The organism is Flavobacterium sp. UBA7663 (assembly GCF_002483315.1).
Classification (GTDB): Bacteria; Bacteroidota; Bacteroidia; order Flavobacteriales; family Flavobacteriaceae; genus Flavobacterium.
The window spans coordinates 43,295-64,976 of sequence record NZ_DLHR01000024.1 but is presented as its reverse complement, the minus strand read 5'-3'; the positions used below and the strand labels follow the sequence as shown (position 1 = coordinate 64,976).

General features: G+C 31.6%; 20 protein-coding genes, 1 tRNA gene and 1 riboswitch. Of the genes, 6 read left to right on the top strand and 15 right to left on the bottom strand.

From position 1 onward, the window contains the following. Window positions 1–54 precede the first annotated feature (54 nt). From B2741_RS10795 to rmuC, 3 genes are read right to left on the bottom strand one after another with little or no spacing between them, the layout of a single operon-like run. Window positions 55–615 (bottom strand): acyl-CoA thioesterase, encoded by a 561-nt coding sequence (locus B2741_RS10795; protein ID WP_291138734.1) that lies wholly within the window; start codon window positions 613–615, stop codon window positions 55–57. Next, the gene (locus tag B2741_RS10790; RefSeq protein WP_290821649.1) at window positions 616–993 is read right to left on the bottom strand and encodes a 6-phosphogluconate dehydrogenase; all 378 of its coding nucleotides are present in this window, start codon (window positions 991–993) and stop codon (window positions 616–618) included. 3 nt (window positions 994–996) lie between these two features. After that, window positions 997–2,376, bottom strand: coding sequence for a DNA recombination protein RmuC (gene rmuC, locus B2741_RS10785; protein WP_291138732.1), 1,380 nt, complete (start codon window positions 2,374–2,376; stop codon window positions 997–999). Window positions 2,377–2,776: 400 nt separating this feature from the next. On the opposite strand from rmuC, the gene B2741_RS10780 reads away from it, so the two are divergent. After that, on the top strand, window positions 2,777–3,343 hold the full coding sequence (locus B2741_RS10780) for a pseudouridine synthase (protein WP_291138730.1): 567 nt from the start codon (window positions 2,777–2,779) through the stop codon (window positions 3,341–3,343). 56 nt (window positions 3,344–3,399) lie between these two features. Here the strand turns inward: B2741_RS10780 and B2741_RS10775 are convergent, their stop codons facing one another. The 6 genes from B2741_RS10775 to B2741_RS10750 form a co-directional block, all read right to left on the bottom strand. After that, the gene (locus tag B2741_RS10775; RefSeq protein WP_291138728.1) at window positions 3,400–4,161 is read right to left on the bottom strand and encodes a dienelactone hydrolase family protein; all 762 of its coding nucleotides are present in this window, start codon (window positions 4,159–4,161) and stop codon (window positions 3,400–3,402) included. 71 nt (window positions 4,162–4,232) lie between these two features. Then, window positions 4,233–5,018 (bottom strand): ABC transporter ATP-binding protein, encoded by a 786-nt coding sequence (locus B2741_RS10770; RefSeq protein WP_291138726.1) that lies wholly within the window; start codon window positions 5,016–5,018, stop codon window positions 4,233–4,235. Window positions 5,019–5,137: 119 nt separating this feature from the next. After that, entirely contained in the window at window positions 5,138–6,163 is a 1,026-nt protein-coding gene (locus B2741_RS10765) for a FecCD family ABC transporter permease (RefSeq protein ID WP_291138724.1), read from the bottom strand. A 25-nt stretch (window positions 6,164–6,188) separates the two neighbouring features. After that, a complete protein-coding gene (locus B2741_RS10760) occupies window positions 6,189–7,319 on the bottom strand; it encodes an ABC transporter substrate-binding protein (protein WP_291138722.1) in 1,131 nt (376 codons plus the stop codon). 547 nt (window positions 7,320–7,866) lie between these two features. Then, window positions 7,867–10,584 carry a beta strand repeat-containing protein gene (locus B2741_RS10755; RefSeq protein WP_291138720.1) on the bottom strand — a complete coding sequence of 906 codons (2,718 nt, stop codon included), beginning with the start codon at window positions 10,582–10,584 and terminating at the stop codon, window positions 7,867–7,869. 115 nt (window positions 10,585–10,699) lie between these two features. Continuing rightward, window positions 10,700–11,698: a helix-turn-helix transcriptional regulator gene (locus B2741_RS10750; RefSeq protein ID WP_291138718.1), complete on the bottom strand. Its 999-nt coding sequence runs from the start codon at window positions 11,696–11,698 to the stop codon at window positions 10,700–10,702. 125 nt (window positions 11,699–11,823) lie between these two features. After that, window positions 11,824–12,096, top strand: a riboswitch (cobalamin riboswitch). An 81-nt stretch (window positions 12,097–12,177) separates the two neighbouring features. Between B2741_RS10750 and B2741_RS10745 the strand changes: the two genes are divergently transcribed. Beyond that, window positions 12,178–14,118: a TonB-dependent receptor plug domain-containing protein gene (locus B2741_RS10745; RefSeq protein ID WP_291138716.1), complete on the top strand. Its 1,941-nt coding sequence runs from the start codon at window positions 12,178–12,180 to the stop codon at window positions 14,116–14,118. A gap of 36 nt (window positions 14,119–14,154) precedes the next feature. Here B2741_RS10745 and B2741_RS10740 read toward each other — a convergent pair whose 3' ends face one another. Next, window positions 14,155–15,558 carry a S41 family peptidase gene (locus B2741_RS10740; RefSeq protein ID WP_291138715.1) on the bottom strand — a complete coding sequence of 468 codons (1,404 nt, stop codon included), beginning with the start codon at window positions 15,556–15,558 and terminating at the stop codon, window positions 14,155–14,157. Between the two features lie 84 nt (window positions 15,559–15,642). On the opposite strand from B2741_RS10740, the gene B2741_RS10735 reads away from it, so the two are divergent. Genes B2741_RS10735 through B2741_RS10720 form a run of 4 tightly spaced genes read left to right on the top strand, consistent with a single transcriptional unit; the run spans window position 15,643 to window position 17,655 of the window. Then, on the top strand, window positions 15,643–16,158 hold the full coding sequence (locus tag B2741_RS10735) for an RNA polymerase sigma factor (protein ID WP_291138714.1): 516 nt from the start codon (window positions 15,643–15,645) through the stop codon (window positions 16,156–16,158). After that, a complete protein-coding gene (locus B2741_RS10730; protein ID WP_291138713.1) occupies window positions 16,139–16,582 on the top strand; it encodes a hypothetical protein in 444 nt (147 codons plus the stop codon). The genes B2741_RS10735 and B2741_RS10730 overlap by 20 nt, the downstream gene beginning before the upstream one ends. A gap of 8 nt (window positions 16,583–16,590) precedes the next feature. Next, on the top strand, window positions 16,591–17,118 hold the full coding sequence (locus B2741_RS10725) for a DUF4252 domain-containing protein (RefSeq protein ID WP_291138711.1): 528 nt from the start codon (window positions 16,591–16,593) through the stop codon (window positions 17,116–17,118). 3 nt (window positions 17,119–17,121) lie between these two features. Continuing rightward, window positions 17,122–17,655: a DUF4252 domain-containing protein gene (locus B2741_RS10720; RefSeq protein ID WP_291138709.1), complete on the top strand. Its 534-nt coding sequence runs from the start codon at window positions 17,122–17,124 to the stop codon at window positions 17,653–17,655. Window positions 17,656–17,680: 25 nt separating this feature from the next. Here the strand turns inward: B2741_RS10720 and B2741_RS10715 are convergent, their stop codons facing one another. The 5 genes from B2741_RS10715 to B2741_RS10695 form a co-directional block, all read right to left on the bottom strand. Next, entirely contained in the window at window positions 17,681–18,124 is a 444-nt protein-coding gene (locus tag B2741_RS10715; RefSeq protein ID WP_291138707.1) for a sterol desaturase family protein, read from the bottom strand. A gap of 10 nt (window positions 18,125–18,134) precedes the next feature. Continuing rightward, on the bottom strand, window positions 18,135–18,974 hold the full coding sequence (locus B2741_RS10710; protein ID WP_291138705.1) for a phytoene/squalene synthase family protein: 840 nt from the start codon (window positions 18,972–18,974) through the stop codon (window positions 18,135–18,137). 2 nt (window positions 18,975–18,976) lie between these two features. After that, complete coding sequence (locus tag B2741_RS10705) at window positions 18,977–20,437, bottom strand: phytoene desaturase family protein (RefSeq protein ID WP_291138703.1); 1,461 nt, start codon at window positions 20,435–20,437, stop codon at window positions 18,977–18,979. 55 nt (window positions 20,438–20,492) lie between these two features. Beyond that, window positions 20,493–21,392 carry a MerR family transcriptional regulator gene (locus tag B2741_RS10700; RefSeq protein ID WP_291138701.1) on the bottom strand — a complete coding sequence of 300 codons (900 nt, stop codon included), beginning with the start codon at window positions 21,390–21,392 and terminating at the stop codon, window positions 20,493–20,495. A gap of 143 nt (window positions 21,393–21,535) precedes the next feature. Further along, a tRNA-Leu gene (locus tag B2741_RS10695) sits at window positions 21,536–21,618 on the bottom strand. Window positions 21,619–21,682 lie beyond the last annotated feature (64 nt).

Genomic DNA, 21,682 nt, shown 5'->3' with positions numbered 1-21,682 from the left:
GTAAAAACAAATATAACTTTTTTTTTAAAATGACAAATTTTTTTTTTGTAAAAGTTAGCTAATGTTTGTTAGTTTTTCTGAAATTTCAACATTATATTTTTTCAAATTATTTAGGGCATCTTCTGAATGATAATCAAAAGTCATTTCCAATTCTTTGTATTTCTTTTTATTTTCAATACGATTAATACTGTCATAAAAACGACGCACTTCTTCCATATTTGAAATAATCAACTTTGGAACTTTTACGTTATTTCCCAATTCGTCTTTGGCAACCATTGTAAAATAACTCGAATTACAATGTTTTTTAATTCCTGTTTGAATGTGTTCCGATGTTACTCGAATGCCCACAACCATCGAAGTTTTCCCAACGTAATTTACTGAAGCTTTCAAAGTTACTAATTCGCCAATTTCCACCGGATTTAAAAAATCAACCGTGTCAACAGAAGCCGTTACGCAATAACATCCCGAATATTTTGAAGCACAAGCAAAAGCAATTTGATCCATAAGCTTCAACAAATAGCCTCCATGGATTTTTCCACTAAAGTTGGAGTGAGACGGCAACATTAATTCCGATAACGTAATTTTTGATGCTTTAACTGTATTGGCTGTTTCCATCTATTTACTATTAAAATATGGAGATTGTTCAGGGGTTACTTTTACAATAAAATAATGTGTATCGCCCCACCAAGGTAATGTTTTTAATCTTTCTTTGTATTCCAATTTCACATATTGACCTTGGTATTTTTTTAAATCTTCAATGACTTTTTCTTCGCCATCTTCAACTGAAAATGGAAAAAATCGGGTAGCTCCAAAACCTTCATTTAGTTCGCCTTCCCAAGTTTTGAAAATAACACCCTTATGACTAAATTTTGATAAAACACCACTTCTAACACCATCGCTTAAAGTGAAATTATAAATAAATAATGTATAACCTATTAAACCTATGGTTACGGCTAATAGGAAGTAAACCAAAATTTTTCTTGCTGTGTTCATGAGTTAGTTATTTTCTTCTGTTAGTAAATTTTCTTCGTTTTCTGCTCTTTTCAAAACCGATTCGGGTAATGCTTTTTTAGCTTTAGCACCCATTTTCTTTAATTTTTCAACGCTGGTAATTAAATTTCCTTTTCCGTCAACTAATTTGTTCATGGCGTTACCATATTCAATTTTGGCTTCGTCCATTTTTTTACCAATTTTAATCAAATCGCCAACAAATCCTTCAAATTTATCATACAAAGCACCCGCCTGACGCGCAATTTCAATTGCATTTTCTTGCTGTTTTTGATTAGTCCACATACTATCAATCGTGCGTAAAGTGGCCAAAAGGGTTGAAGGTGTAACAATTACAATATTCTTCTCAAATGCTTTGTTATATAGGGTTGTATCTTCGTTTAAAGCCACAGCAAAAGCTGATTCAATTGGAATAAACAACAAAACAAAATCTGGACTTTCCATGTGGTATAAATCCTGATAATTTTTGTTGCCCAATTGCTCTACGTGACGATTAATCGAAACCACATGTTCTTTTAAATACTGACTTTTCACGTTGTCATCTTCTTCGTTAATGTAACGTTCGTAAGCTGTAAGTGTTACTTTTGAATCGATAATCATTTTTTTGCCATCAGGAAGATTGATGATAACGTCTGGAAAAACTCGACTACCATCTTCAGTAGTATGACTTTGTTGCACGAAATATTCTCTATCTTTTTCTAATCCCGATTTTTCTAATACGCGTTCTAAGACCAATTCACCCCAATTTCCTTGCATTTTACTATCGCCTTTTAAAGCCTTGGTTAAATTGATGGTTTCCTTACTCATTTGTTCGTTCATTTCGCGAAGTCCCAAAATTTGTTGGCGTAAAGCTGCGTGATAATCGATACTTTCTTTGTGTGTGTCTTCGACTTTCTTTTCAAAAAGTTGAATTCTATCTTGTAGAGGTGACAAAATATTTTTCAAATTCTCCTTGTTTTGCTCGGTGAATTTAACCGTTTTTTCTTCCAGAATTTTATTGGCTAAGTTTTCAAATTCTTTGGTGAATTTTTCTTGAAGTTGCTCTACTTCTTGCTTTTGTTCTTTGTTGCGTTCCCAAAGATTTTCAAAATCATTCTCTTTTTTAGCCAAATGAATCGATAAACTTTCTTTTTCTTTTTGAAGGTTTTCTTTTTCAGTTGAAAGTTGGGTAAATGATTTTTCAAATTGATTTCTTTCGGTTTGAAATTGAATTTTTAATTGTTCAATTTGATTCAAAAGTCCGTTAATTCGTTCTTCTAAACCCGATTTTTCAGATTGTGATTTGGCGGAAAACAATATTTTTCCAATGAAAATTCCAATTCCTAAGGCAATAATAAATGCGGCAAGTACTAAAAGTGTTTGTGACATGGTGGGTGATTTTGTTTAATACTGTAAATGTAACAAAAAATAAAATTTGAAGCCATATTAGTATTTAAAAGTCTTTGAAATTTTATTAAAAACTTATTAATCGATGTTATGATTCGTTCATCGAATTTTAATTATAATTATATGTTAAACAATTAAAAATCATTTATTTGTAGTGAAATAATTTTTACTTTTACTATGTGATTTTGATTAGTTATTGAATATATCATTAGTTACATATCTAAAAAGAGATTCAGTCGTTTATTCTTCTCAATTTATAGTAGATCAGAAAAACGTAATAAATCAAAATCGACACAGGGAGGTCTTAATAAGGCCTCCTTATTTTTTGTCTCACTCCAACAGTTTTTACTATCTTCGTTGCATCTTAAACTTAATTTTCTAAATGCATCATCATTTCCTTATTCATAAGCCTTACGGTTATTTATCGCAGTTTATTTACCAATTAAAACGCAAGAAAAAGTTGTTGGGCGAATTATACGATTTTCCTGAAAACACTATGGCAATTGGTCGTTTAGACGAAGATTCAGAAGGTTTACTTTTGTTAACTACAGACGGCATGATGAGCGAAATTGTGCGAAGTAAAAAAGTAGAAAAAGAATATTACGCGCAAGTTGACGGAATCATTACCGAAGAAGCCGCTAAACAATTACGAAACGGAGTTGAAATTGGCTTACATGGTAAAAAATACAAAACCAAAAAATGTCAAGCCTTTAAATTAGAGTCAATTCCCAATTTAGGCGAACGCGGTAAAAAGATTCGCGATGAGCGTCACGGGCCAACTTCTTGGGTTTCCATAACTTTAACCGAAGGAAAATTTCGTCAAGTTCGGAAAATGACATCAGCAGTTGGTTTTCCTACATTGCGATTAGTTCGTGTGCGAGTAGGAAACATTCATTTGAATGATTTAAAAGCAGGTGAAGTTTTGGAAGTGAGTGGTTTTGATGTATAAAAAAAACAGCTATTTCAGGTGAAATAACTGTTTTAGTTTTTGAAATACTATAACGATTATTTGAAAATTTCTGTAAAAAACGTTTTCATTGCTTCCCAACTTCTTTTATCGGCTAATTCGTTATAAGCAGCGCCTTTACTGTTATCATTTCCTGCATCTTTGTGTGTAAAAGCATGAACCGAATTTGCATAGTAAATCATTTGCCAATCGGCTTTAGAAGTTCTCATTTCGTTTTGGAAGGCTTCAATTTCTTTTGCAGGAACATAAGGATCATCCGCACCATGTAACACTAAAACTTTAGTTTTAATTTCACTGGTTGGACTATTTGTAGCTTTTCCTAAACCGCCATGAAAAGAAACTACTCCTTTTATGTTTAAGTTCCCACGAGCCGCTTCGATAGCACCCGTTCCACCAAAGCAATAACCAATAACTGCAATTTGATTTTTATCAGCACCGGCTTTTACTAATTGGTCAATAGCTAATTGAATTCTTTTTTGATATTCCGCAGGATTGTTTTTGTAGAAACCTGCATTTTTTCCAGCTTCACCTGTATTTTTCGGATTGTTTCCAACTCCGTAAATATCTGCAACAAAAGCATGATAGCCTAATTTAGATAAGTTTTCAGCTGATTCTTTTGCATGCGCATCAACACCCATCCATGCGGGTAAAACGATGATACCAATTTTCTTTGGATTTGCTTTTTGTGCTTTGGCAAAATAGCCTTCTAAATTTTGATTACCATCTGAGTAATCTACTTTTACTAATTGTCCAAAACTATTCAATGTTGCTAAGAGTAAGGTAATGTAAATGTACTTCATAACTTTTTTTTAGTAAAATTATGAAAATAGTTAGTTTAGTGCGTTAAACAAAATGTAAAATTGGAATAAAATTACTTGATTTTATATTTTCCAATAGTTGCATCAAAAGTCAGATGTTCAGTATTAAATAAGGTATTAAAAATCCCAGTTTGAATCAAATTACAAGGTTGGTCTTGAACAATTTGAGTTGGCGTAAATACAATCATTTCATCAGTCATTTGAATCGCTAAATCGATGTCATGCGTAGAGTAGAGGATGGTTTTACCTGTTTCGTGTGTTAGTTTTTGCAACAATTTTAATAAAGTCGCTTTGTGAACCAAATCTAAATGCGTTGTAGGTTCATCTAAAATTATAATCGAAGTATCTTGTGCCAAAGCACGTGCAATCAATGCAATTTGCAACTGACCATCGCTAATTTCATCGTGTTTTTTATGAATCAAATGTTGGATTTCTGTAAGCGAAATAGCTTCTTCAATTTTGATTGTATCTTCTTCTGATAAAGTTCCTAACCAATTAGTATATGGCTGTCTTCCTAAAGCGATGATTTCGTAAACGGTTAAATTACTTGGAGGCAATTTTTCTGTTAAAACTATACTTAATTCCTGAGCTAAATCAAGTGGTTTGTAACTTTGAAGCGACTTATGGAGTAAAGAAACTTTACCTTGTAAAGGAGGAATAATTCCAGTTATTGTTTTTAATAAAGTAGATTTCCCAATTCCATTCTCACCAATTAAAGCGATTAATTTGCCTTTTTCTAAACCAAGATTGATGTTTTGAGCAATAGTAATCGTTTCCGATTTGGATTTGTATCCAATCGAAAGGTTTTGGGTTTGTATGGTGAAATTTTGTTGGGTCATTTTTATTTTATTGCCACGGATTAATTTTTAAACATATAAGTCATATAAGTTAAAAGTATTTATAAAATTACACAAAAGTTCATTTAAGTTAATTTCTCTCATTTCTTTAATCTGTGTTCCTAAAAACGTTTCTTTCTAACTAACAACCAAATCACTACTGGCGCTCCAATTACAGAAGTTATCGCATTAATTGGTAAGGTTATATCATTTCCTGGAACTTGAGCAATAGTATCACAACAAAGCATCACAATTGCACCAAGTAAAAGCGTACTCCAAAACAACACAAAATGATTACTTGTTTGAAACAATAATTTCGCCATGTGTGGAACCGCCAACCCAATAAACGCAATCGGACCTGCAAAAGCGGTAATGCTCCCAGCTAAAATACTGGTTGCGATAATAATTAAAAAACGGGTTTTTTTATAGTTGATTCCGATGCTTTGGGCGTATTTTTCTCCTAATAATAAAGCATTCAAAGGTTTGATAACTATAAAACTAATACCAATTCCGATGATAACAAAAACGGATAAAAGTGAAATTTCATTCCATGACAAATTCGAAATACTTCCCATCGACCAAAAAGTAAATTTCTGCAATTTTTCAGCCGAAGTAAAATAAGATAAAACCGAAACTATGGCACTAGTGAAACTCCCAAACATTAATCCGACAATTAGAATTGCCATGGTGTCTTTTAATTTTTGGGAAACTAATAAAACTGCCATCAAAACTAAAAAACTACCTAAACTCGAAGCTAAAACTAATCCGTAATTTGATAGAAAGAAAGAGGAAATAAAAGTGGGTAAAAATCCTGTTCCTAAAATAACAAATGCAACTCCTAAACTCGCACCCGAACTCAATCCTAACACATAAGGTCCAGCTAATGGATTTCTGAACAAAGTTTGCATCAACAATCCGCTCATCGAAAGTCCAATTCCTACTAAAATTGCAGTAATGGCTTTTGGAAAGCGGAAATTCCACAGAATAATTTCCCAACTTTCCTTACTCATTTCTTGCGATAAAAGTCCGTTAACCACTTCTTTCAAAGGAATTGACACAGAACCTAGACTAATGTTTACCAAAAACAAAAACACCATTACTAAAAGTAAGATGATAAAAAGAAAGTTTTGTTTTTTGGTTAAAGGCATGCCTTGAATTTTTGGCTAAATTAGGTTATTTTAATTTCTCAAAAAAGAATAACTCATGGTTTGGTAATACTTCTGGATGTAAAATTTTTACAATGTCTTTTAAAACCAAATCAGGACGATTTTGTGCTAATTCATAATAAATCACGCCACCTGTTTTCCCTTTTTTAGTGCTAAACGAATAAACGTTTTTATTTTCTACCGCTTTAAAGTGAATGTAATTTGGGTTACTATTCAAAATTTCTTGTATCGAACCAAATTGTCCTGGACCAATCCAAAAATCAGCATCTTTTGCCTTGTCTAAAACGCTTTCGAATGATAAAGCTAAGCTTCCAGTTCCTTTGGAATCTTTCCATAAATAATTTCCGTTAGCTTCTTTTAAGAAATAAGCCGCCCAACTATCGCCTTGTGGTAAAAACCATTGATCTTCGTAGATAGCACCTGCAAAAATAGTCGGTTGTTTTTTTGCGTTTTTAGCCAAAGTTAGCACCGAATTATATTCTTTTTCAATCGAATTGAAAATCTCGGTTGCTTTATCGTCTAAATCATACAAAGCACCGAAGAACTTAATCCATTCGGCTTTTCCTAAAGGTGTTTTTTCAGTCCAATCTCCGTTAAAGATTATTTTCTGACTGTTTTTTTCTAAGTTTTTATAGGTTTTTAAATCTCCATCAACGCTAAATCCAACGATTAAATCAGGTTGAATATCTAAAATAACTTCGGTGTTTAATCCTTGATTGGAGCCTAAATCTCTTACTTTTCCAGCATCGATTAATGCTCTTGTTTTTTCAGAAGAAATATATTGTGTGGTTGGAAAACCAATTAAAGTATTTTCTACTCCTAATGATTCTAAAGCTGGAATGTGCGTTGTTGAAGTAACGATTACTTTTTTAATTGGCACTTCAATCGAAGTAAATTGTTGTAAACTATCTGGAATTTGAATCCCTTTTTTATGAAGTATGTAAGTGTAATCATTTTTAGCTTCAGGATACGCATTCGTAACTTTTACAACGGAAAAACCTTCGTATTTTTCAATAGAAAAGCCTTCCGCATGTTGAATGCTATTTTGTTCAGAAGTATTCAGATTTGCAGAACCTTCCGATTCTTTACATTGGATAAATGCTAAAAATAAAACTAGTAAAAAGAAATAATGGCGCATGAAAATGTTTTTTGCAAAAGTAGTACTTTACATTCAAAAACAGATTATATGTAACAAATGATGCCAAACGATTTATCAAAAACCACTAAATTTGCAATAAAAAAACATGAGAACAGACTCCAATGCCTTCCTTTATGCAGTAGCAACAATTATTTTGGCGCATTTTGTAATTGGCTTTATTTGGTTGTGGCGTAAGATGAATAAGAAGAAGTAAAAAATGAGAGTTGGATGGTATCAAAGTCTCCCTAACTATAGATGTCCATCCAATAATTCTCTCAGTTTAGTGTTTTTTTATACGTTTAGCCGTAAATTTCTGCTATTAATTTTTTGATTTTTACCGTTAAAGTTTAATATATTGACATGCTAGAATTATTTTTAGTGCCATTTACTCAAGCTCTTTATTATTAATGGTTTCGAGTCTAATGCCAATTAAATCCCTAACTTTTATTAAATGATTTAATTTTTCTTTTTTCTCATTCATAAATGGATGTTTAATTATTTATTCTACTGTTGTCGGCTCTTTTAAAAGCTTAATTTTTTATATGTTTTATTGAGTAAACACATAGCAAGCCCCAGAATTACTAGCACTGTTGTTATGAGCTGGATTTATGCCCAATCCGCTTCCATCTTCAGCATCTGCCGTAACTGCAATCGTAGTTCCTGTTTCATTTATAGATACACAGTTGCCAAAATAATCTGAAGTGTCTGAGTTAGCAGCTTTAATAAAGTATCCAAAACCCCAATTCCCAGCATTATTGTGGAATGTATAGGCGGCACCATTATCTGCGGCTAGATTATTACTAACAGGATTAATACAACTTAAATTTGTGTCTTCAATTGGGGCACCTACTACAACATGGTCAGAATCTTTACTAATTGCAACTCCCCAGCCAAAATAGTCACTACCTTGGCTATTAGCTTTTAAGTATGCACTTTGCGACCATGTAGTTCCTGTTCTTGAAAAAATATAAGCTGCTCCTGAATCTCCCCATAAATTGTTTTCAGCAGGATTAACTCCTGTTCCGTTTCCATCTTCAAAAGGAGCTCCTATAACTAATTTATTTCCATCTCCACTCAAACTTACACTATATCCAAAGTAATCTGAACCTCCTGTATTACCAGCTTTTATGTAAGCCTGTTGTGTCCAAGTTGTCCCTGTCCTTGAAAAAATGTAAGCAGCTCCTGAATCTCCAGCAGAATTGTTAGATGAAGAGTTTATTCCTACGGTACTACTATCTTCTCTATTAGCTCCAGCAGCTAATGTATTTCCATCTGTACTTAATGCAACTGAAAAACCAAAACGATCGTCGTAACCTCCATTGGAAGCTTTTATAGTAGCTTGTGATGTCCAAGTACTTCCTGATCGTGTGAAAACGTAGATTGCTCCTGAATCAACAGTCCCATTATTATCTGAAGGATTAATAACATAATTAGATCCGTCTTCTCTATAAGCACCAACGGCTACAGTGTTCCCATTTCCGCTTACTGCAACACTAAAGCCAAACCAATCTGAACCACCAGGATTTGTAGCCTTTAAATAAGCTTGTTGCGTCCAAGTTGTTCCACTACGAGAAAAAACATAGGCTGCACCAGCATCACCAGTCGAATCATTACTTTGATTTCCGTTTACTCCAATGGCATTACTATCTTCTCTTGGAGCTCCTACAATAATAGTATTTCCATCGTTACTTATCGCTACAGCTGTACCGAAAACATCATCATAACCTGGATTGGAAGCTTTTAGGTAGGCTTGTTGAGTCCAAGCACCTCCAATAGTTGATCTAGTAAACACATAAGCTGCACCTGCTTGTGTTAGTAAATTATTATCTGGTGGATTAATGCCACTTCCGCTTCCATCTTCACCAACACCACCAACGACTAATGTTAAACCATCAGCACTCATTTGCATAGCGTTTCCTGTATAATCCCAATTAATATAATATCCCCCAAACCAATCATCTGAAGAAGTGTTTGATGGTTTAAGATAAGTGTAGTTATTATTAGGGGTACCACAACTTAAAGTTGTATAGTTGGGAACCGTTGGAGGTAGGGCATAATTAACATCAAAAGTACAAGTAATGAAGGTAGTAGGAGTATTGCTAATAGTTACTGTATATGTGAAAAGCCCTGAAGTTAAAGGTGTACCAGTTGCTGTTAATGTCATGTTTTGAGCACCTAATACAGCTGCTGTGTATACTCCTGTAAATCGTACACCATTTTGAGTATTCGTTGTAATATTAAATGTACCAGTAGTACTAACAGTTAAATTTATAACTTTTGTATTTGTTCCTGTCATTGTTGTACCTGAAGTATATGTGCCGCTTAATGTGCCTGTACAAGAAATAGCGCTTGCTCTACCAGTTCCTGATTGTACAGGTATAGTGACCGAACAATTTGTAATGTTATTTATAGAAAAAGTTAAAGTTGTATTACCTGACAATATTGGTGAACCAGTCACATTCATTGTTAAATTTGCTGGAGTTGCTCCTAAAGTGCCTTGTAGTGGAGAAGAGAGAGATAGTCCATTATTTGAAGCAGTTGTAAAACCATATATGTTTCCACCTGTATAGTTAATGTTGTTTAAAGGAATAATTAAATCTCCATTGTTTAAAGTTTGGCCTGTTGCTACAGTTCCAGTAATGGTTCCTTGTGTAGGACAAGTTGTAATGTTTGCTATACCATTTTGAACATTGATAATAACATTGCAGTAGGTATTTCCCATTTGAATTGTAACTAAATTACTACCTGTTGTAGTTGGAACCCCAGAGCCTTCTAATACAATGTTTTGAAATCCTAATGTAGTAAATGTTCCCGAATTGTTGAAAAACATTCCTGCTGATGAAGTATTTATTGAATAAGTGCCAAGTTGAGTAACATTTACAGGTATAGTAATTGTGTTACTAGTACTAATAAGTGTGCTACCAGTTGTGTAAGTGCCTTGAACAGAAATACCGTTACAATCTGGAGAAAAAGAACCAGTTGTTGCAGCTTGATCACCACAGTTTGCTTTCCAGACTCCTAAAGTTAGGTTGTATACTTCTAAACATTGTGTATCTATATTGAAAATAATTAATCCTTGTGATGGTGATACAATTGCATCTCTTTCTATAGAGGTTAGTCTAGGTGCTAAAAAACCTGCATTTGAGGCTGTTACATCAAGAACTGAAGACGAATGTGGTGTTACAGTTCCAATTCCAACTTGAGCATTAATTTTTAAGATAGTAAAAAAAATAAAGAACAATTTTAATTGAAGTTTTAGTCTCATAATTGTTTTGTTTTGGTTAGTTGAGACCAATTTATTTTTTTTAACTTAACATTCATTAAAAACAACTACTCAAAACTACGCATGCGTATTAAAACTCATTTTTCATTAAAAAAAGTTATATTTTTATAATAAACTCATGGATGTTTATATCCGTATTTAAATTTAATTTTCTTTTCAATCTGTATTTTTTACTTTCAACAGCTCTTACAGTTAAGTTTAAAATTTGTGCAATCTTCTTTGTATCAAAATTTAATTTTATTAAAGAACAAAAATGAAGCTCAGAAAAATTTAATTCTGGATTTATGTTGACTAAAGTATTTTTAAAGTTAGGAAATAATATACAAAATTTATCAAAATATAAGGTAGAGTTTGTTTCTGCTAGTTTATAAATTTCATCGATTTCTTCTGTGTTTATATTGTTTATTATAAATTGTTTTTGCATTAAATTTAAATACTTACCTTCTAGTTCGTGCATATGTTCCTTAAGGGTTTCTTTTTCGCTATGGATTTTAAAAATATATTCATCCTTTCTGTATACTAAATGAAGATTAACAAATAATGCAATAAAGCTAACTAGTAAGTTAGTTATTTTCATAAAAGTTAAGTTTGACCGTTTATTTATTATTAATTCGCTTTTAATAATAAAATCAAGATCAATTAGTGTTGGGATACACATCAAAAGTAATGTTAATATGATAATTGATAAAACATATGGTTTATCTTCTTTTAGGTTGTATAAAAAAGGAATAGAACTAATAATAGGGAAATAATATAAATCAATATTAATTAATTGTCTAGTGTGAATAGAGAGAAAAGAAATAGAAAAAATTAAAATAAGATAAGCAATCAAAGAATATATATTTATATGTACTCCATATACATATGTTTTCTTTTTTAATGATAACATTAAAATAAAATAAAGAATCAAAAAAAGAAGAACTTTAGAAATTAGTATAAATCCATATTCAATTACATTAAATAGAAAGTGAGTAGTAAAAATGACAATTTGAAGAAGTATGTACTTATTTATAGATCTATAAACATAATTGTTACTTATGTTATTAGTTTTTTCATAATTATTTATTATTGAAAAAATAGGGTTTTTGAATAACATTTTACTTAGATGTTAAATTTAGTTTGTAAAATTATTTTCAGGGAGAAATTATTTAATGTTGGGAAATTTCAAAGATAGAAAAAGTGATATTATTTTTTATCATTTATTATTTTAAAAATTATGTACCTTTGCCCTCGAATTTTGGTTGTTGTTTCTAAATTTTTCAAAACAACATTAAAAGGGAATCAAGTGATTGATGAATGTTGAGTAACGATTTATGATTTTAGAATACTTCCTAAATCTTGAATCATCAATTTAAATCAAAAATCTTGAGCTGTACCCGCAACTGTAAGCTACAAAGCTTGTTATTATCTACATTACCATTGCCACGCCTTGCGTGGTGAGAAGGTTGATAACAAGACGCAAGCCAGGAGACCTGCCACATTCATTGAGTAACAAACTTTCGGGAAAAAAAGTTTGAGTATGGGTAAATTCTGTGCTTTTCTCCCCAATTTATTAAAATTTTTATTAACCCTAAAATGAACAAAAAGTTTATTGGCTTAAGTGTATTTACACTAGCTACTGCTTTTGCGTATGCTCAAGAATCAGATACGCTAAAAGTTAACAACCTAAAAGAAGTTGTTGTTTCGGACACCAAGTTTGCGCAAAGCAAAGAAAAATCAGGTAAAATTATTGAAGTTATTACCGCTCAAGACTTAGAAGCTAAAAAAGGTCAAAATTTGGCTAATGTGTTGAGTCAAGTTGCGGGAGTTGAAATCAACGGAAATCAATCGTTCAATGGAAAAAACTTAGGTTATTACATTCGTGGTGGGCGTAATCGTCAAGTAGCCATTTATATTGATGGTGTTCCAGTTTCTGATGCTTCAGGAATTAATATCGAATATGATTTGCGTTTAATTCCAGTGGAACAAATCGAAAAAATTGAAGTCATGAAAGGCGCTTCGAGTACGCTTTATGGAACTGGAGCTGCAACGGGAGTTGTCAATATTACGTTGAAAAAATCAGCTAAAAAGGAAATTTCTGGTAATGCGTACATCAATATGGGAACGCAAAATACTTCGGAAACTTCAAAAACGAGCGCACAAGATTTCAATCAAGGATTGTCTGTAAACGGAACTATTAATAAAGTTTCTTACATGACTACTTTAAACAGCACGGAAACAAAAGGAATGTCGGAAGCAGCTGGAGAAGATTTTGAAGAAGATACGTTTTCGAGAGTCAATGTATTGCAAAAAATAGGTTTCAAGGCGAATGATAAATTAAGTTTTGAGTTTTTTGGAAATTACGACCGAATTAAAAATACATTTGACAATTCTTTTGACGGAATTATCGCTAATGCAGATGATTTGAACAACAATAGTTTTTCGGAACAATTCAGAATAGGATTCTTGCCAAAGTATAAATACAATAAAGGCGAATTTGCAATTAATGCAGGAGCTTCAACAATTGATAGAGTTTTAAATATTTCAAATTCGTGGTCGGGAACGATTGATAATTATAATTATTCAGGAAGAAGTGCTTCGATTGATGCTTTCAATAAATACAATTTCAGCAAGCAAGTATATTTAGTTTTAGGTGTACAATATCAATATTTCGATATGACACAAAACACGAATGGAGTAGTAGATGTTATCAAAGAAAATGCGAAGTTCAATTTATTAGATCCGTATGCAACATTGGTATTTAATTCTGATTTTGGATTTAACATTAACGCAGGAGCTCGTTTCAATACACACAGCGAGTATGGAAGTCAAGCAGTTTACAACTTCAATCCGAGTTATTCATTTGAGAACTTACCTTTGAAAGTTTTAGCTTCTTATAGCACAGCTTTCATCACGCCAAGTTTATATCAATTATATGGACCTTATGGAAACTTAGGCTTAACGCCAGAAGAAAATGCTACGGCAGAATTTGGTTTTGAATCGCAATTACTAGATAAGAAGTTGACTATTAATGCGGTTGGTTTTTATAGAGAAGAAGAAAATACTTTTGGATTCTATTACAATTCATCTACATTTGAATCGTATTATATTAATGTTGACGGAACTTACAACGCAAAAGGAGTTGAAGCAAGCGTTCGTTACTCATTATCTGAAAGATTCAATATTGGTGGAAATTATACGTTTACCCAAGTCGAAGAGCAATTAAACCGTTTGATTCCAAAGCACAAAGGAAATGTTGATTTGAATTACAAATTCAAAAGAGGAACATTCGGAATCAATTATCAATATGTAGATCATAGAAGTGATGCGTATTACGACTCTAATATTTGGGCAACACAAGCTGTTAATTTAGCTGCTTATCAGTTGGTTAATTCTAATATTTCTTATGAGTTATTGCCTAATCGTTTACATGTTTTTGGAACTGTAACGAATATTTTAAACGATGATTTCCAAGAATTAATTGGATACAACACCAGAGGAAGAAACTTTAAATTAGGATTGAATTTTCTGTTTTAATAAAGAAATAAAAAAGAGGGCTTAATGCCCTCTTTTTTATTCCAAATACATTTCATCACCAAATAAACGCATCGATTTACTGTCTTCAAAATGGTTAAATATTTTTTCAGGCACACTTTGCTGAAATCTACCATTTAAATTAATATAATTTATTGTTGTATTTAAAAGAGGATCGGAAATTTCTCCAATTGTACCTAAATTATTTAAGTCTTCAAGTTGCGGTACATTTGGAGTTAATCCATTTGTATAATTGCTAAAATTATTGTTGTTAGCAATTTTTAGAACAATAGGTTGCATTGCGTATTTGTGATTAGGATTTACATTTTCTTTTCTAAATGTTGGAGAATCATATAATGTTATAGATCCTACATTTTTTCCAGCTGTATCATCCCCAATCTGTATAACATTTATATAAGGTTTTAATCCATTAATAACTAGCTCGCTTGCAGATGCTGTTCTTTTTGTCGTTAAAATGTATATTTTGTCTAAATGTATATGGTTTATGCTATTTCCGTTGCCTAATGAATTTGTAAATCTATTTAACAGTTGTTCAGGATTATTAATCAAATTTTCAATTTTGTAATTCCATTGTTGTTTAGCAAAGATTTGGTTATTAAATTGGCCCGTTATCATACTAGCTAATCTTGTAGCTGTGGAAACAGAACCCCCTGAATTGTAACGTAAATCCAATATTAGGTGTGTAATTCCTTGTCCTTGAAAATATTCAAAAGCATTATTTAATTCTACTTCATAATTACTATAAAAACCATTATACATTAAGTATCCAATTTTCTTAGTTCCTTCAATAAATACTTTTCTTGTGTAAACAGGGTTTTCTGAATAATTTGTTTTAATTAATGAAACGGAATTTCCATTTGGAGTAATTGCGCCCCCATCAAATTCGGCTAAGTTTAGCGTGTAATTATCCTGATTTAATAAGTCTCTATAATTTGATGTATTAAGTTGAATACCATTTATACCATAGAATATATCACCACGATTTATTGGTTTGGTTGAGGCATCTGAATTAGGTAAAATGTATCGTACCCAACCAAATAACTCTGTAGTGCTTCCTTCTTTGAAGCGCAATTCATAGTCAACACCATTATTTTTTTGAGTACCGCTGAGGACTTGTTCTAATTCAGTATAGTCAGAGAAAATAACACTATAACGATCAATAGAAGAATCTACTAACAAATGATTAAAGATTGCCTCTGGCGAACTAAAAGAATTAATAAAATTCTCATAATCATTTGTAGATTCAAATCGATCATCAACTAAATCTGGCGAATCTGTAAGCCAGTAATAGTATAAGTTTAGTCCTTTCCAAACAAAATTATTAACTGAACCATATGATATGTTATCATCAAAATCATCAGAGCATTTTATAAAACTTTGCGTAAAAAGTATTATAAGTAATACAAAGCCAAATTTTTTCATAGTTTTTTTTTATAAAGATAAATACATTTTTTTTTGTAACAAAATTAAATTACATTCGTCTTCATTATAAACTAACCAATTACTATGAACCAAAACGAGTTTGTACAAATAATTACTCCTTTTAAGGATAAGTTATTTCGTTTAGCGAAACGAATGCTCGTGAGTACAGAGGAAGCAGAAGATGCTACTCAGGAAGTGTTGGTGAGATTATGGAATAAAAACAGTTCTTTAGAACAATACAATAGTGTAGAAGCTTTAGCGATGACAATGACCAAGAATTATTGTTTGGATCAACTCAAAAGCAAAAGAGCTACGAATTTGCAAATTGTGCATAACAATTATCAAGACAAGCAAGCTAGTGTTGAAACACAAATAGAACATCAAAATACGTTGCAATGGGCAGAAAAGTTAATGAACGATTTACCTGAACAACAACGATTGATATTACAACTTAGAGAAATTGAAGAATATGAATTTTCGGAAATTGCTCAAGTATTAGAAATGAATGAAACGGCGGTTCGAGTAGCTTTATCAAGAGCTCGAAAAACCTTAAGAGAACAAATCGAAAAAACACATAATTATGGAACTCAAGTTAGTTGAACAATTATTGGAAAAATACTTTCAAGGAGAAACTACAATAGTAGAAGAAAAACAATTAAAGGCCTATTTTTCTTCCAATGATGTGGTGCCACATTTGGCAAAATATCAAGCGCTGTTTGGTTACTTTGAAACACAAAAAGGAACGCAATTCGAGCAAAAACTTCCATTACAACCTAGAAAACAAAGTACTGTAAAATGGATAGGTATTGCAGCAAGTTTTGTAGTGCTTTTTGGATTGGCTACTTTCTATTATTATCCATCTGTACCTAAACATGAAGATTTAGGAACGTATGATAATCCAGAAGAAGCCTTTGAAGCTACACAAAAAGCTTTGTTAATGGTTTCAGAACAAGTAAATATTGGCATGGAAAGTGTAGTATATTTAGAAGAATACGAAAAAACAAAAAAAACAATTTTTAAATAATAAAAACAATGAAAAATTTAGTAGTAGTTATAGCGTTTTTAATGGCATCAACAGTTTCTTTTGCACAAGGAGCGTTTGATAAATTTGAAGATAAAGAAGGAGTAGCGTCTGTTGTTGTTAACAAGAAGATGTTTGAAATGATGAGTAAAGTGAAAGTGGATGCAAAAGATAAAGAAATGCAACAATACATGAACTTGCTTAAAAAATTAGACAACCTAAAAGTGTTTACAACTAGCAATGCAAAATTGAGTGCTGATATGAAAGCAACGGTGAGTGGTTACTTGAAATCAAATCCTTTAGAAGAGTTAATGCGTGTTAATGGCGATGGTAAAAATGTAAAAATTTACGTAAAATCGGGTGCGAATGAAAACATAGTAAGAGAACTTTTAATGTTTATTGAAGGTGCTAATATGAAAGATGCCAGTACAGTTGTTTTATCATTAACAGGAAACTTTAGTTTAGATGAAATTTCTATGTTAACAGAGAAAATGAATTTACCTGGTGGAGATGATTTGAAAAAAGCTTCTAAAAAATAAGAAATGAAAAAGTTATTATTACTCGTTTCAGGTGTAATGTTACTTTGCAGTTGTGAAGATAAGCCTACACTTCAAAAGTATTTTGTAGAAAATACAGAATCTTCCGAGTTTATTGCAATTGATTTAGCTTCAAACATTATTAAAACAGATAAAGTTTCTCTTTCCGAAACAGAGAAAGCAGCTTTAGAATCGTTTGAAAAAATGAATATTCTTGCTTTCAGAACCGATTCAACTAATACGGCTAGATACGAAAAGGAAATTAAAGAAGTAAAAGCTATTTTGAAAGACGAAAGTTATCAGCAATTAATGAAAGCTGGTTCAGGAAACGATGGTGCGGCTATTTACTTCGTTGGAAATGACGATGAACACATAGAAGAATTTGTCGTTTTAGCAGGAAAGAAAGAAAACGGTTTTGCAGTAGTTCGCGTTTTAGGAAACAATATGAATCCAACTCATATAATGAATATGCTTAGTTTACTCCAAAAATCACAAGTAGATATGGAGCAATTGAAACCCTTACAACAACTTATGAAATAAAAAAATCCCGCAGAAGCGGGATTTTTTAGTTTTTATAGTATTTCAATGGAACTATTAACATTCCAAAACATTCGCCATGTTCTTTTCCAATGTGTTTATGATGCATTTTGTGAGCGCGTCTTACGGCTTTTGCATAACGATTATTAGCGTTTCTAAACAACTTAAATCGTTGGTGAATAAAGATATCATGTACTAGGAAATAAGCTAAACCATAAGCGAAAATTCCTAATCCAATAGCTAATCCAATTTCTAAAATATCATTTTGCCACAATAAAAAACATCCAATACTCACTATCGCATAAAAAATAAAAAAAGCATCATTACGCTCAAACCACGAATCGTGATCTTTTTTATGATGATCAGCATGTAAACTCCATAAGAATCCATGCATGATGTATTTGTGACTAAACCAAGCCATAAATTCCATAAAGAAAAAGGTTGTAAAAAAAACTAAAACGTGTAACCACATAATTATAGTATTAAATTATATTTAATCTGTATTTGACATAGCATCTTGCTAATAATTCTACTTTTTGATAATCAGAAACTCGTATGCGAGTATTTTTGATTTCTAAAGAAGGTGTTTTTTGAAGCTTTTTTAATAACTTCTTATAATATCTGTAAGCGGTGTAAACTCCAAATTTAGCTTCTAAAGGTAAGTTTTTAATACCTTCAAATGCGGCTTCAAAATCGCTCTCAATATCAGCAATAATTTCTTGTTTCGATTTTTCATCTAAATGATTCAAATCGGTATTTGGAAAATAAGTTCTGCTTAATTCTTCAAAATCTGCTTTTAAATCGCGCAAGAAATTCACTTTTTGAAAAGCTGAACCTAATCGCATAGCTGAATCTTTTAATTCATTGTACTTTTCTTCATTTCCGTTAACGAAAACTTTTAAGCACATTAAACCCACTACATCAGCTGAACCATAAATATATTCTTGATATTCTTCTGTAGTTTTGTATTCACTTTTACTCAAATCTAATTTCATACTTTTCATAAAAGCATCAATCATTTCCTGTGGGATATTATATTTATTCACAGTATGTTGAAATGAATTTAAAATTGGATTTAAACTAATTTTATGCTCCAATGCATCTGTCAAATCTTGTTCAAATTTTGAAAAAAGGAATTCTTTATCATAGTCATGAAATGAATCCACAATTTCATCTGCAAAGCGAACAAAACCATAAATGTTATAAATATCTTGTCTAATACTTGGTGCTAACATCTTTACAGCACTAGAAAAAGAAGTACTGTAAGCTTTAGTTACTTTAACACTGCAATCATTAGAAACTTTGTCAAATAGTGCCTTCATTCTTATTGATATTTTTCTATTAAATCTGAAACTAGTTTTCCTGAGATTAAGGAAGGAGGAACTCCTGGTCCTGGAACAGTTAATTGTCCAGTAAAATACAAGTTTTTTACTTTTTTACTTTTCAACTTAGGTCTTAAAAAAGCAGTTTGCAGTAAAGTATTTGCCATACCATATGCATTCCCTTTATATGAATTATAGTCTTTTATGAAATCATTCACGCAAAACGATTCTTTAAAGATAATATTATTTTTTACTTTTTGATCCGTTAATCGTTCAAGACGAGTAATTATTTTTTCAAAATACAGTTCTCTTAACTCGTTTGTGTCCTCTAATCCAGGTGCCAATGGAATTAAAAAGATACCTGCTTCTTTTCCTTCTGGAGCGCAATTCTCATCTGTTTTAGATGGAAAACTGGCGTAGAAAAGTGGTTCTTCTGGCCATTTTGGATTGTCATAAATGGCTTCTGCATGAATATCAAAATCTACATCAAAAAATAAAGAGTGATGTTCTACATTTTCTATTTTCTTATCAAACCCAACATAAAATAGGAGTGAAGATGGAGCAAATGTTTTGCTCTCCCAATAATTTTCTGAATACTGACGGTAATTTTTATCTAATAAAGTTTCAGAATGATGATAATCAGCACCGCTTAAAATTACATCACCTGTTACAATTTTATTATTGACTAATATGCCTGTAGCTTTTCCGTTAGTAACATCAATCTTTTCTACGTTAGCATTCGTTTCGATTTTCACACCTAATTCTTTTGCCAACGTTTCCATAGCCAATATCACAGAGTACATTCCGTTTTTTGGATGCCAAGTTCCTAATCCAAAATCGGCATAATTCATGAAGTTATAAAAAGAAGGTGTGTCGCTTGGTTTAGCTCCTAAAAATAAAACGGGAAATTCTAATATTTGAACCAATTTCATGTTTTTGAATCGTTTTCGAACATCTTTTTTAATGTTACTGAAAAACTGATTCACTTTTTTAGCAGTTTCTAATGTGATTAATTCCATTGGAGATTCGCCTGGGCGATATACTAAATCTTTAATAGCAATATCATAATTACTTTTGGCTTCTGCCATAAATTGTTCTAACTGCTTACCGCTACCTTTTTCAATAGATTCGAAAGTGGTTACAATTTCTGGTAAATTATCGGCAATTGTTACAAAATCTAAATGTCCAAAATATACTTGATAAGCTGGAGAAAGTTTTATCAATTCGTAATAATCGGATGGTTTTTTATTAAAATCACCAAAAAAGCGTTCAAAAACATCAGGCATCCAATACCATGTTGGGCCAATATCAAAAGTAAAACCCTCTTTTTTAAGTTGACGAGCTCTTCCTCCTATGGTGCTGTTTTTTTCAAAGATTGTAACATCATTTCCCTGTTTTGCTAAATAACACGCTGCAGACAATGATGAAAATCCAGAACCGATTATTATAATTTTTTTATGCACTTGATTTAGTTTTGTTTAACAAAAATAGTAAAAAAGTTAAACAAAACAAATATTTTTACAAAGTATTTGAAAGTTCTTCTATGCTATTGTAAATATGTACGTTGTTAGGTAGAGTTTTGGATGTAATGAATTGGGTCATTCTTCCTAATAATAATACTTTGTGGTTTGTGTTTTCAAGTAATTTTGCTTGCATATCAACAATATAACTATCAATTTCTTCTTGATTAGGTTCTACGGTTAAATAACTTACAAAAGTTATGTTTTCGTAAGAGTTTTTTAAATCTAACAAACTTTCAGTTGGAATGCTTTCTCCTAGATATATGGTCTGATAGCCTTTTAATAGAATTTCGTAATTCAAATACATTAAGCCAAGTTCATGAACTTCGTTTAAAGGAAGAAATAAAACATATACATTATCGGTTTTAGTAGGTTCTAATATTTGAACTTTTTCTGTGTTAATTAGAAGTTTTTGTTTGATTAAATAACTTATAAAATGCTCGTGAGCAGGCGAGATGGTTTCAGTTTGCCATAAGAAACCGATTTCTTGCATTAGCGGAATAAATACAGTATAGAAAACTTCTCTAAAGGACTTTTCGCTTAATAATTCATTGTATGTTTTGAAAAACAAAGATTGATCAAAATTCATCATTGCCATTTTAAAAGTACTTATGGCATGAGTTTTTGCACTTTTTTCGGAAATAATATCATTGGCTAGTTTATTAATTTGTTCCTGATTCAGAGTGCCAATTTTAGAAATTTTATAACCGTAATTATGAAGTAATACGATGTTTAATAACTTTTGTAGGTTTTTTATATCGTACGAACGTATGTTGGTATCAGAGCGCATAGGTTCTAGAACATTATAGCGTTTTTCCCAAATACGGATGGTATGTGCTTTTATGCCTGAAAGATTTTCTAAATCTTTGATACTAAATACGTTTTTAACATTGTTCATCTTCTTTTGTTTTTGTTTAACAAAAGTAACAAAAAAAGTAAACAAAAAAATTTTTATGATAATAAATGTTTAACTAATAAGAAAAATAATCAAACAAATTTTTTTAATGAATAAGAAAAGAGTTTGCAGGAAGTAAATATTTGTGACCATGGAGGGATTTGAACCCTCACGCCCTTGCGAGCACCACCCCCTCAAGATGGCGAGTCTACCGTTTCTCCACATGGCCTTAAAAAAATAAAGACGTTGCATTGCAACGTCTTTTAGATTTTTTGTGACCTGGCTGGGGCTCG

What these genes read in the sequence shown, in the direction of transcription:
- B2741_RS10795 (WP_291138734.1), bottom strand. Translation starts at nt 615, where the DNA reads ATGGAAACAGCCAATACAGTTAAAGCATCAAAAATTACGTTATCGGAA.
- B2741_RS10790 (WP_290821649.1), bottom strand. Translation starts at nt 993, where the DNA reads ATGAACACAGCAAGAAAAATTTTGGTTTACTTCCTATTAGCCGTAACC.
- rmuC (WP_291138732.1), bottom strand. Translation starts at nt 2,376, where the DNA reads ATGTCACAAACACTTTTAGTACTTGCCGCATTTATTATTGCCTTAGGA.
- B2741_RS10780 (WP_291138730.1), top strand. Translation starts at nt 2,777, where the DNA reads ATGCATCATCATTTCCTTATTCATAAGCCTTACGGTTATTTATCGCAG.
- B2741_RS10775 (WP_291138728.1), bottom strand. Translation starts at nt 4,161, where the DNA reads ATGAAGTACATTTACATTACCTTACTCTTAGCAACATTGAATAGTTTT.
- B2741_RS10770 (WP_291138726.1), bottom strand. Translation starts at nt 5,018, where the DNA reads ATGACCCAACAAAATTTCACCATACAAACCCAAAACCTTTCGATTGGA.
- B2741_RS10765 (WP_291138724.1), bottom strand. Translation starts at nt 6,163, where the DNA reads ATGCCTTTAACCAAAAAACAAAACTTTCTTTTTATCATCTTACTTTTA.
- B2741_RS10760 (WP_291138722.1), bottom strand. Translation starts at nt 7,319, where the DNA reads ATGCGCCATTATTTCTTTTTACTAGTTTTATTTTTAGCATTTATCCAA.
- B2741_RS10755 (WP_291138720.1), bottom strand. Translation starts at nt 10,584, where the DNA reads ATGAGACTAAAACTTCAATTAAAATTGTTCTTTATTTTTTTTACTATC.
- B2741_RS10750 (WP_291138718.1), bottom strand. Translation starts at nt 11,698, where the DNA reads ATGTTATTCAAAAACCCTATTTTTTCAATAATAAATAATTATGAAAAA.
- B2741_RS10745 (WP_291138716.1), top strand. Translation starts at nt 12,178, where the DNA reads ATGAACAAAAAGTTTATTGGCTTAAGTGTATTTACACTAGCTACTGCT.
- B2741_RS10740 (WP_291138715.1), bottom strand. Translation starts at nt 15,558, where the DNA reads ATGAAAAAATTTGGCTTTGTATTACTTATAATACTTTTTACGCAAAGT.
- B2741_RS10735 (WP_291138714.1), top strand. Translation starts at nt 15,643, where the DNA reads ATGAACCAAAACGAGTTTGTACAAATAATTACTCCTTTTAAGGATAAG.
- B2741_RS10730 (WP_291138713.1), top strand. Translation starts at nt 16,139, where the DNA reads ATGGAACTCAAGTTAGTTGAACAATTATTGGAAAAATACTTTCAAGGA.
- B2741_RS10725 (WP_291138711.1), top strand. Translation starts at nt 16,591, where the DNA reads ATGAAAAATTTAGTAGTAGTTATAGCGTTTTTAATGGCATCAACAGTT.
- B2741_RS10720 (WP_291138709.1), top strand. Translation starts at nt 17,122, where the DNA reads ATGAAAAAGTTATTATTACTCGTTTCAGGTGTAATGTTACTTTGCAGT.
- B2741_RS10715 (WP_291138707.1), bottom strand. Translation starts at nt 18,124, where the DNA reads ATGTGGTTACACGTTTTAGTTTTTTTTACAACCTTTTTCTTTATGGAA.
- B2741_RS10710 (WP_291138705.1), bottom strand. Translation starts at nt 18,974, where the DNA reads ATGAAGGCACTATTTGACAAAGTTTCTAATGATTGCAGTGTTAAAGTA.
- B2741_RS10700 (WP_291138701.1), bottom strand. Translation starts at nt 21,392, where the DNA reads ATGAACAATGTTAAAAACGTATTTAGTATCAAAGATTTAGAAAATCTT.